An 11,677-nucleotide genomic window follows, 5' to 3' on the forward strand; every position below is an offset into this window, starting at 1 on the left:
CTTAAGAAGGATGGTGGATTTAGGCGTTATACCTCTTGAAAATGTAAGAGGAAATCCAGACGTAGACCCAAAAAAATCTTTTGTAGAAGTTCTTGTAGCTCTAATAAAAAAAGGAAAAGCTGATGAAAATAAAGTGAAAGAATTTTTCGTAAAAAATTTATCTTTTAAACCTTTTGACCCTAAAACACATAAAGTTAATCTTACTAAAGAAGTTTTAGAGAAATTTCCTGTGTCTTTAATAGAAAAAAAATACGTTGTTCCATTTGAATATTCTGAAGGAGTATTAAAAGTAGCTGTATTAGACCCAACAGACAGAGAAATTTTTACTCAAATTAAATTTTCCACAAATGTTAAAACCGTAGAAACATATATCGCTACTCTTTCAGAAATAGAGGAGCTTAAAAAAGTAGTTGTTCCTTTATTTCCTGCCAAAAAACTTTTGGACGAAATAGATCTAAATGCTGACGTGCAGACTGAAGAAGAGCAAAAAGAATCATCCTTTGAAGAATTATCAAAAGAAGCACAAGATAGCCCAGTTGTAAAAGCTGTAAATGCAATCATAGCTGAAGCTATAAACTTAGGTGCTTCGGACATTCATATAGAACCTATGGAAAAAGAACTAAAAATCAGATTTAGAGTTGATGGTATATTGAGAACTTATAAAAGTTGGCCCGCACATATTAAAGATGCAATTGCTGCAAGGATAAAGATACTTGCAAATTTAGATATTTCAGAAAAAAGACTTCCACAAGACGGTAGGATTAGATTTAGAGTAAATAATAGAAAATACGATTTAAGGATTTCTACTCTTCCAACAGTTTATGGAGAAAAAATTGTTATGCGCCTTCAAGATGCAGAAAGTTATTTAAATGTAAAACTTGAAAATTTAGGATTTGAAGAAGATGACCTTAAAATTGTAAGAGAAGCTATATATTCCCCATGGGGAATGGTTCTTGTTACAGGTCCAACAGGCTCTGGTAAAACTACTACTTTATACTCTGCACTGATGGAGAGAAACACAGATGATGTTAACATAATGACAGTAGAAGACCCTGTTGAAGTATCAATTCCAGGTATTAATCAAGTTCAGGTAAAAGAAGAGATAGGGCTTACTTTTGCGGCAGCTCTAAGAGCATTTTTAAGACAAGACCCAGATATAATTTTAGTTGGTGAGATAAGGGATAGAGAAACTGCTGAAATAGCAGTAAAGGCAGCATTGACAGGACACTTAGTATTTTCTACTCTACATACGAACGATGCCCCATCAACTATAACAAGATTGGTAGACATAGGGGTTGATAAATTTTTAGTTTCTACAGCAGTCCATACAATAATTGCTCAAAGGCTTATTAGAAAATTATGCAATAATTGTAAAGAGCCTGCCAATTATACTCCTGAAGTTTTAAAAACTTTTGGATTTTCGGATGAGGATATACAAACGGGGCAATTTTTTGTTCATCATCCAAAAGGTTGTGATAAATGTAACGGAACAGGATATAAAGGAAGAACCGCAGTTCATGAAATCCTAAAATTGGACGAAAATATAAGAAAGGCTATAAACGAAGGTAAAACAGCTGACGAATTGAAAGAAATAGCAATAAAAACTGGAATGAGAACTTTGTATAAAGACGGATTAATAAAAATGAAAAAAGGCTTAACAGATATAGCAGAGATAGAGAGAGTGTTAATGAAGTGAGAAAGTGAGAAAGTGAGTAGGTGAAGTTGGTTTTAACATAAATTATTTAACATCATCCACTTATTCACTTATTCACTTTCTCACTTACTCACTCTCCGAAGGAGGTAAAAATGGAAGAAATTAAATCTTTTAGAATTGATGAAATAGCAAGAGAAGCTGTTGATAGAAATGCCACCGACATACATATTACGGCAGGAGTTCCACCTATAATAAGGGTAGATGGTAGATTGATTCCATTAATCGGATATCCACCAATGACACCAAAGGATACTCAAGAATTTATATATTCATTTATGAATGAAAAACAGAAGAAGACTTTTGAAGAAAAGAAAGAACTTGATTTTTCTTTTGGAATAAAAGGCATTGGAAGGTTTAGGGTAAATGTATTTTATCAAAGAGGCACAGTGGCAGCTGCACTGAGAAGAATTCCATATGAAATTAAACCAATGGAAGAATTAGGTTTAATACCTAAGGTTAGAGACTTGTGTCATCTTTCTATGGGACTAGTTCTTGTTACTGGTCCAACTGGTTCAGGTAAAACTACAACCTTAGCATCCATGATAGATTATATAAACGCAAACTTTCCTCACCATATAATAACTATCGAGGACCCTATAGAATATATATACCAACATAAAAAATCCGTCATAGCACAAAGAGAATTAGGAACTGATACAGATTCTTTTGCTCTTGCATTAAAATATGCTTTAAGGGAAGACCCGGACGTTATACTTGTCGGTGAAATGAGAGATTTAGAAACTATAAGGGCAGCATTGACTGCAGCAGAAACTGGTCACTTAGTATTTGGAACATTACATACAAACACGGCTGTTCAAACTATCAACAGAATAATAAACGTATTCCCTATGGAAGAACAAGATCAAGTAAGAACAGAATTAAGCTTTGTTCTTCAAGGTGTTATATCTCAAAGACTTTTACCTAAAATTGGTGGTGGAAGAGTTCTTATTCATGAAGTCATGATTCCAAATATTGCAATAAGAAACTTGATTAGAGAAAATAAAGTTCATCAAATTTATGGTCTAATGCAAACAGGTCAGGCAGAGAGTGGTATGCAAACAATGAATCAATCAATAATAAAAGCATTGCAAAGAAAGCTAATAACCGTCGAGGATGCATTTAGAATTTCTCCAGATCCTGAAGAATTAAAAAGAATGATATCAACTTTTGGAGTTAAGTGATGGGAGAATTTCAATTTGACGCAAGAGACAAATACGGAATAAGAAAAACCGGAGTTATAGAAGCTAATTCAACAGAAGAGGCAGAAGAAATCTTAAAAAAACAAGGTTTTAGTAGTGTTAGCATAAAGACTAAATCTTTAAAAGAAAAGCAAAAATTAAAAGGTAAAAGTACAACCATCCTTAAAAAGAAAGTAAAAGAAGAAGATTTGGCTATATTCGCAAGGCAGCTTGGAGCAATGATTGGTGCAGGTATTGGTATAGCTCAAGCTTTAGAAATACTCTCGGAGCAGATGCCAAATCCAACTTTAAAGGAAGCATTAATAAATGTAAAAGACGATGTTATTACAGGAATGTCTTTGTCAAAATCTATGCAAAAGCACCCAAAAGTATTTCCACCGTTTTTAATAAACCTAATTGCTGCAGCAGAAGAATCTGGTAAGCTTGATGAAATCTTAAAAAGAGCAACTATTTACTATGAAAAGTTGGCTGCAATAAGAAGAAAGATAATAAGTGCATCTTGGTATCCAGCAGCAGTAGTAATAATAGCAACAGTAATTGTCTTAGGACTACTAACTTTTGTAGTTCCAACTTTTGCAGAGATATATGCAAGCTTTGGTGGAGAATTGCCACTTTTAACCCAAATTTTGATAAATATAAGTAATAGTCTTAAAGAAAATATTCTGTATGTAATAGGTTTTTTTGTCATTTTCGTAATTATGAATAGACTAATTTACAAAACATATAATGGGAAGAAATTCTATCATAAATTATTTTTAAAAATTCCATTAATTGGAAAAATACTTCACAAAGGAGCTTTAGCTAAATTTGCAAGAACATTCGCAACACTTATAAATGGTGGCGTTCCTATTTTAAGGTCGGTTGAAATAGCCTCTACTACTGTTGGTAATGTATTAATTGAAGAATCTTTACAAAAAACCAAAGATGAAATAGAAAAAGGTAAACCTATTGCTGGATCTCTTGACAAAAAATACTTTCCACCTATGTTTATAGCTATGGCGGCAGTAGGTGAAAACACAGGTAGATTAGATGAGATGCTTGATACAATAGCCAATTTTTACGAAGACGAAGTAGATAGAGAAGTTGATGCGCTTATTTCTACTTTAGAGCCTTTACTGATGGTATTCATTGGTGGAATTGTTGGATTTATTTTAATCGCATTATACTTACCAATCTTCAAAATGGGTGAACTCATTAAATAATGAAAAAAATTGTTGTTGGTTTAAGCGGTGGGGTAGACAGCTCTACCGCTGCATTTCTTTTAAAAAAACAAGGTTACGAAGTTGTTGGCATTAGCTTAAAATTTACAGACATAGATTCCTGTGAGCTTGACACGCAAGTATGCTGTTCTGATAAAGATATTTTAGATGCAAAAAAAGTCGCTGAATTTTTAGAAATTCCTCATTATGTAATCAATTGGAAGGATATTTTTGAGAAAAAAGTAATCAATTATTTTATAGAAGTCTATCAATCTGGCTTGACACCAAACCCTTGTAGTATCTGTAATAAAGAGGTAAAAACTGGGCTTTTTGCAAAATATATTAAAAGCTTAGGTTTTGATTACTTAGCAACAGGTCATTACATAAGAACAGATATTCAGGATGGTATTAAAGTTTTAAAAAGAGGTATAGATAAAAATAAAGATCAATCGTATTTTATGGCTTTAGTAGAGAAAGAAGTAGTTGATACTTTGACATTTCCGCTTGGCAATTTAACAAAAGAAGAAGTTAGAAAAATAGCACAGGAAAATAGAATACCTGTTAGTCAAAAAGAAGAAAGCTTTGAAATTTGCTTTACAAAAGGCAAATCTCCGGAAGAATATTTTAAAACATTGAATATAAAAACTAATGAAGGAGAAATAGTTCATATTTCCGGAAAAGTTTTAGGCAGGCATAAAGGCATAGAGAGTTATACTATCGGACAAAGAAGAGGTTTAAATATTGCATGGAAAGAGCCTTTATATGTAATAGAAAAGGATGCGCTTAAAAATAAAATAGTAGTGGGTGAAAAAGATTATTTACTTACAAATAAAGTCGTTGCTAAGGATTTTAACTTTTTAGTGCCATTTGAAAAATGGAAAAAAATAGAAGTTCAAGGAAGGTATAAGCAAAAACCTATAAAAGCCAAGGAATATCATTTGGACAGAGAAAACTTAACTGTAATTTTTGAAGAGAAGGTGCCAAAGTTTGCACCCGGTCAAATATTAGCTGTTTATGATGGTGATACTTTACTTGGTGGCGGGATTATTTCAAGAAGTTAGAGATATACTATACGTCGGATGAGAAATTCAATAAAAGTAGGGAGAGTGTTATAAAATTTTTGTAAGCTTACCTTTATTCGTCATTCTGAGGACTTTAGTCCGAGGAATCTCTTTTTTTGATTTTTTTGAAAAGAAAAACAGCAGATTCTTCGCTGACGCTCAGAATGACACTATTCGGAAGTTCTTTGTCATCCTGAGGCTGTAAGCCGAAGGATCTCCTCTTTAAATTCTATAAAATCACTAATTTATCACTTAAGGTATAATACTATTTTTACTTTTTTACTCTCTCATCTTTCCATATCTCACTTACCAATTTCGTTATTTATTCAAAAAAGGGGGTAAAAGACCCCCTAAACTATATAATTAGCATTCTTCTTTTTTAGCGTCAATTGGAACTGCTGGGCAAAGGTGTAATTTTCTTTCTTCCCCAACTATCATGTAATAAAGCACTGGTACGACCACAAGAGTTAATAAAGTTGACGCAATTGTACCAAATATTAATGCAATTGCAAGACCATTAAAGATTGGGTCAAAGATGATGACAAACGCACCAACAACTATTGCCGCAGCTGTAAGTAAAATTGGTCTTGTCCTTACTATTCCAGCTTCTAATAATGCTTCTTCTAAAGATAATCCTTCCTTTAATTTCTGCTCTGCAAATTCTACTAAAAGAATTGAGTTTCTTAAAATTATTCCAGCTAATGCAATAAATCCTATCATTGATGTAGCTGTAAAGAATGCTCCCATTAAAAAGTGTCCTGGTACAATACCAACTAATGTAAATGGTATTGGAGACATTATGACTGCAGGCATTTTGAAAGATTTAAACCAACCAACTAATAAAATGTATAAAACTACAATAGCAACTCCAAATGCTATACCCATATCTCTGAATGTTTCGTAGGTTACTTGCCATTCTCCGTCCCATTTTACATAGTATCTATCAGTCAATTCTGGCTGATGAGTTAATAATTCTTCTACACCTTTTCCATCAGGAGTTTTAATATTTTTAATTTTGTCCCAAAGGTCAAGGATTGGGTAAACTGGGCTGCCAAGTTTATCGTTAACGTTTGCTATCACATAAACAACCGGTTGTAGATTCTTTCTGTAAATATCATGTTCTGTAGTTGCAGGTTTAACGGTTACTAAAGCATTAAGCGGTATTCCTCCCATAGGAGTAGGTATTTTCATAGATAAAATATCCTCAATGCTTCCTCTGTATTTTTCATCTAATCTAACAACTATGGAGACAGGATGCAAATCATCTGATGAATGGATCAATCCTACTTTATGTCCTGCCAAAGCAATTCTAACTGTTTTTACGATGACATCTTCCGATAATCCATATCTTTTTGCTTTTTCCCTATCTATATCTATTTGAAATTCTCTTTGTAGATAGTTATCATAGATTCCAACGTCTATAATGCCGGGCGTATTTTCAAATATTTTCTTGATTTGATTAGCTACTTCAAGCTGTCCTTTATGGTCTGGTCCATAAACTTCTGCAACTATTGGAGATAATACCGGTGGTCCGGGTGGTGGTTCTACTACTGCTACATATTTAGCTCCGTTAGCTTTTGCAATTTTTGCTACTTCATCTCTAATTCTTTCTGCTATCTCGTGAGATTGTGCTTTTCTATCGTATTTGCCAATAAGATTAATATGTACTTGTGCTAAATTTGGAGCTTCTCTTAAGTAATAGTGTCTTACTAAACCGTTAAAGTCGAATGGTGCCGGTTGACCTACATAGATGACATAATTTTTCACTTCGTTAGTGTTTTTAATATAATCTGCTATCTGTTTTGCTACTCTATATGTTTCTTGTAGAGGTGTTCCCTCCGGCATGTCTAATACAACTTGCAATTCACTTTTGTTGTCATATGGTAGCATTTTTACAAGAACTGCTCTACTTACAAGGAGTAATACTGATACAACCAATAGCATTCCTGCAAAGCCGAGGAAAATCCATCTTTTAGCTCTGCTATTAAAAAGCGGCATATAGATTTTGTTAAATAATCTTACCAAGAAGCCTGCTCTTGCTTCATCTTCTCTTTCTAAAGCTTCTGGGCTTTCATGTGCTTCATCATGCTTTAGCCATCTAACGGCTAAGTAAGGAGTTAAGATAAATGCCAAAAGCATTGAGAAAAACATTGCAACAGATGAATTAATTGGTATTGGTCTCATGTATGGTCCCATAAGACCTGTAACAAATGCCATTGGAAGAAGTGCAACAATAACAGCGAAAGTTGCTAATATAGTAGGGTTTCCAACTTCGTCAGTAGCTACCACTGCTGCATCTTCCATTGGAAGTTTTCTCATAGAAAACCATCTGTGAATGTTCTCAAGAACAACGATAGAGTTATCAACAAGGATACCAATAGAGAAAATGAGTGCGAAAAGTGTAACCCTGTTTAATGAGTATCCGTACATTTCACTTAAAAATAGTGCAATAGCAAGCGTAACCGGAATTGTTACAGCAACGATTAAAGATTCTCTAAATCCAAGAGTTACTGCAATCAAAAGAACTATAGAAAAAGTAGCTATAAGTAAGTGCTCTATTAGTTCGTTTGCTTTTTCTGATGCAGTTTCTCCATAGTTTCTTGTGATTGTAAAGTTCACATCGGAAGGAATGATTTTACCTTTCATTTCGTTTAATTTTTCAATAACATTTTCAGCAACTACAACAGCATTGCTTCCTGTTTTTTTAGCTAATGCAATGGTTACTGCGTTTTCAACCGGTTTAGAAGCTTGATTTGAAGCTACGCCGTATCCAAACTGAACATAATTTTCTATCTCGCCTTCACCTTCTTCAACTTTTGCTATATCTTTAATTCTGATGGGTGCATTGTTATAAACTGCAACTACAACATTTTCAACATCTTCTTTTGACTTTAAAAACTGACCTGTTCTAACTTTATATCTGTAATTATCTTTATCAAACTCTCCTGATGGAAGAGAAAAGTTTGCATTTTGAAGAGCCTGAACTACCTGCGGAAGCATAATGTTATAGGCGTTTAATTTTGCAGGGTCAAAAAGAATATCTATTTCTTTTGGTTTTGAACCTATGATTGTAGTCTCTGATATATTTGGAAGCTGTTTTATTTCATCTTCTACAACTTCCGCTATTCTCCTCAAATCATAAGAAGAGTATTTATCACTGTGTAATGTAATTGATAAGATAGGCACATCATCAATAGATTTTGGTTTTATAATAGGCTGCAATGCCCCTTCAGGCATTCTATAATAGTTAGACATTACTTTGCTGTATAGTTTTACTAAGCTATCTTCTGGATTTGCTCCTACTTTAAATCTAACTGTTACTATACCAAAACCATCTCCCGCATAAGAATAAACATACTCAACATCCGGAATCTCCCACATTAATTTTTCAAGTGGTTTTGTAATAAGATTGTTAACTGTATCTGATTTGGCTCCTGGATATGGAACCATAATATCAATCATTGGAACTACAATCTGTGGCTCTTCATCCCTTGATGTTGTAAATACTGCAAAAAATCCAAGGAGTAAAGAAGCCACTACCAAAAGCGGCGTTAGCTTAGAGTTTATAAAATACTTAGCAATTCTGCCGGCAAGCCCTAAATTGTTCATTCTTTATCCTCCTAACCTACATCCATCACAAGCTTTTTCTATGTTAGATTGGATAATTCTGTCTTTAGGTTTTAAACCAGAAAGAACTTCTACGTATTCTCCATAGTCTTCTCCAAGTTTAACGTAGGTTAGTCTGATTATATTATCTTTATCAACTGTATAAACTGCATTTAGCTGACCCCACTTAAACACGGCTGTTTTAGGAATAAGTATTTTTGGCTTTGTATCTATAGGTATTAATAATTTTCCGTACATACCTGTTGTGATATTTTCTGAGAAAGGAATGTCTAATTTAACTTTAAAGGTTCTGTTCATTGGGTCTATGTTTGAGTTTTTCTCAATAACTTTTCCTTTTACAACTTTACCATTTAAATCAATATCAAGCTCATCACCTTCTTTTACTTTATCAAGCAATGATTCATCAAGATTTGCTATAAACTGTAATTTTTTCTCTCCAATGATGAAAATCGGCATGCCGGGAGCTACCATATCTCCTTCATCATTCATCTTCTTTAAAACATAACCATCAAAAGGTGCTTTAATAACTGTATATCCTTGCATAACATTAACTTGAGCTAATTTAGCTTTAACTTGTGATTCTTTTGCTTTTAACTGACCTAATTTAGCATCTACTTGGTCAACCATAGATTTTGCAGCAATCATTTTTGTTTCTATTTCTTCAAGTTGTTGTTTTGAGATAGCATTTTCTTGATAAAGATTTTTAAATCTTTCATAAGTCCTCTTTGCAAATTCATAGTTTTCAAGAGCTGCTTTTCTTGCTGCTAAAGCTTCTTCTCTTGCCTTAGAAAGCTCATCCAGTCCGGCTAAAGCTTCATTTTTTTGCTGTTTTATCTCAGAATCATCAAGAATAGCTAAAACCTGTCCGGCTTTTACATAGTCGCCTTCTTTAACATAGATTTTTAATATTTGACCCATCCATTTTGTAGCCACTTTTGCATTGTTATCAGCCGAAACCATACCGTCAGCTTTGTAACAATTAGGGGCTTGTTTTTCTTCAACTGTTAAAACAGGTAGTCCACTGACAACTTTAACCTCTTTCTTTTCTCCCGGCTCAACCCTGTGAGATAAAAATCCTCCAAGCCATAAAATGAAGATAGCGATCGGTAAAACAAAAAAGAGTATAAACTTTACAGGTCCGCTCATTTTCATCTTTACTCTCCTCTCTTTTGATTTTCTTCAATTAATTTTCCAGTTTGATATTTTAGTTCTAATACTGACAATTGGCAGTTATACTCTGCTTGTGCCTTGTCAAACTTTATTTTGTCATACATTGTTTGTGTATCAAGTAAATCAATCATAGATGCAAGCTGATTTTTATATCTTACTTCTGTTATTTTTAAAATCTCTTGCGCGTACTTTAAATTTTCCTCAGCAGTCTTTAATTTTTCCTGCTCTGTTTGATTGTCTTTGTAAGCTTTATACACGCTAAATTTTATAAACTCTTCAAATCCTTTTTCTTGTTGTTTATACTGATTATAAGTTTCTTTTGCACTTTTATATTTATTGAAAGATTGAAAACCATCAAATATTTTCCAGTTTAGAGCAACGCCTGCCATCCACCATTTCCCTTCGTTCCCAAGCATCCATTTACCATCGTTTAATTCATAAGATGCAAACGCTCCAACTGTTGGAAGCATATCTGCTTTGTTAAACTCTATCATCTTTTCTGCAATTTTAACTTTTTCTCTGATAGCAATAAGGTCTGACCTGTGAGATAGTGCATAATTTTGATAATCTTCCACAGAACCATTTATAGTTTCGCATTGAAGATGCCCTACTACATCTATTTCTGATGGGTCTACTTTATCCAAGCCCATTGCTAAAAGCAGTCCTCTTTTTGCTACTAAGTAATTGTTTTCTGCTTCTTTTATTTTTGACTTCATATCAGACAAATAAACTTTTGCTCTCAATTCATCTGCCGGTATAGCAAGACCATTTTTTACCATGCTAACAGCTGTGTTGTAATGCTTTTCAGCATCTTTATATGCCTGATTTGCAAGGTCAATTGCTTCTTTTGCAAGTAAAGCTCCATAGTAAGCTTTTGATATGTCATAGATAGCCTTTTCTTTTGCTCTTACCAAATCTTTTTTTGTTGCTTCATAATCTTTTTTCTGCATATCTATTCCAGATGATAATTTTCCACCTGTATATATTGGAAGTTGAAGCTCAAGCTTTGTTTTCCATGCGTTTACTTCCGGATATGATGGTTTAGAAAACATAGGATTCATAGCTGTCATATCAACAAATTTTGAAGAAGTCATAAAATCAAGCTTCTTTTGGCTCATAGTGTTCCACATTGCAAAGCCCGGCTCGTTTGTTCTCATAAACATTTCTGAAAATGTTAAACTTGGAAGTCTCATTCCTTTGGCAGATTCATATTGATATTCTTTAGACTTTAAAAGATTTTCTGTTGCTTTTACTTCATAGTTGTTCTTTAATCCTGTTTCTATAGCTTCTTGTAGTGTTAAATCCTTAGCATAGCTAACAGAAATAGCAGTTAGTGTTGCCAAAACAATCTTCCTCTTCATAGCTTACCTCTATATTAATTATTCAAATATTCGAATATTAATATATTATTATATCATGCTATAATCTTTTAAAATATGACAAATTTCCATAAAACCATTTAACAGTATAACCTATTTCTATTGCTAAAATTTTAAGAATATTTTAAGCAGGAGATTATTATAGGTTTTTAGAATAACGTCGTTTTTTTACTTCCGAGTGTAGTGAAGGATTTCAGTTTTTATTTTTGTAAGAAAAGGCAGAGATTCTTTGCTGTAGCTTTAGAACGATATCATTGTATGGTCTTTGTCTTCCTCAAGGAATCACTTTATCTAAATTTTATAAAAATTTCTAATCTATCATCCAACT

7 protein-coding genes are annotated in these 11,677 nt (G+C 33.2%); 4 read left to right on the top strand and 3 right to left on the bottom strand.

Annotated features, from left to right (window positions below):
* Nucleotides 1-10: 10 nt before the first annotated feature.
* From SYO3AOP1_RS08910 to mnmA, 4 genes are all read left to right on the top strand, one after another.
* Nucleotides 11-1,696, top strand: coding sequence for a GspE/PulE family protein (locus SYO3AOP1_RS08910; RefSeq protein ID WP_281340752.1), 1,686 nt, complete (start codon nucleotides 11-13; stop codon nucleotides 1,694-1,696).
* Between the two features lie 110 nt (nucleotides 1,697-1,806).
* Nucleotides 1,807-2,895 (top strand): type IV pilus twitching motility protein PilT, encoded by a 1,089-nt coding sequence (locus SYO3AOP1_RS08915; RefSeq protein ID WP_012460396.1) that lies wholly within the window; start codon nucleotides 1,807-1,809, stop codon nucleotides 2,893-2,895.
* Entirely contained in the window at nucleotides 2,895-4,115 is a 1,221-nt protein-coding gene (locus SYO3AOP1_RS08920; protein WP_012460397.1) for a type II secretion system F family protein, read from the top strand. The genes SYO3AOP1_RS08915 and SYO3AOP1_RS08920 overlap by 1 nt, the downstream gene beginning before the upstream one ends.
* The gene (gene mnmA, locus SYO3AOP1_RS08925; protein WP_012460398.1) at nucleotides 4,115-5,173 is read left to right on the top strand and encodes a tRNA 2-thiouridine(34) synthase MnmA; all 1,059 of its coding nucleotides are present in this window, start codon (nucleotides 4,115-4,117) and stop codon (nucleotides 5,171-5,173) included. The genes SYO3AOP1_RS08920 and mnmA overlap by 1 nt, the downstream gene beginning before the upstream one ends.
* A 363-nt stretch (nucleotides 5,174-5,536) precedes the next feature.
* On the opposite strand, the gene SYO3AOP1_RS08930 is transcribed toward mnmA, so the two are convergent.
* From SYO3AOP1_RS08930 to SYO3AOP1_RS08940, 3 genes are read right to left on the bottom strand one after another with little or no spacing between them, the layout of a single operon-like run.
* Nucleotides 5,537-8,782: an efflux RND transporter permease subunit gene (locus SYO3AOP1_RS08930; protein ID WP_012460399.1), complete on the bottom strand. Its 3,246-nt coding sequence runs from the start codon at nucleotides 8,780-8,782 to the stop codon at nucleotides 5,537-5,539.
* Nucleotides 8,783-8,785: 3 nt separating this feature from the next.
* Nucleotides 8,786-9,952 carry an efflux RND transporter periplasmic adaptor subunit gene (locus SYO3AOP1_RS08935; protein WP_012460400.1) on the bottom strand — a complete coding sequence of 389 codons (1,167 nt, stop codon included), beginning with the start codon at nucleotides 9,950-9,952 and terminating at the stop codon, nucleotides 8,786-8,788.
* Between the two features lie 2 nt (nucleotides 9,953-9,954).
* Nucleotides 9,955-11,331: a TolC family protein gene (locus tag SYO3AOP1_RS08940; RefSeq protein WP_012460401.1), complete on the bottom strand. Its 1,377-nt coding sequence runs from the start codon at nucleotides 11,329-11,331 to the stop codon at nucleotides 9,955-9,957.
* Between the last annotated feature and the right edge of the window lie 346 nt (nucleotides 11,332-11,677).

The sequence above is a fragment of the Sulfurihydrogenibium sp. YO3AOP1 genome, assembly GCF_000020325.1.
Taxonomy (GTDB): domain Bacteria; phylum Aquificota; class Aquificia; order Aquificales; family Hydrogenothermaceae; genus Sulfurihydrogenibium.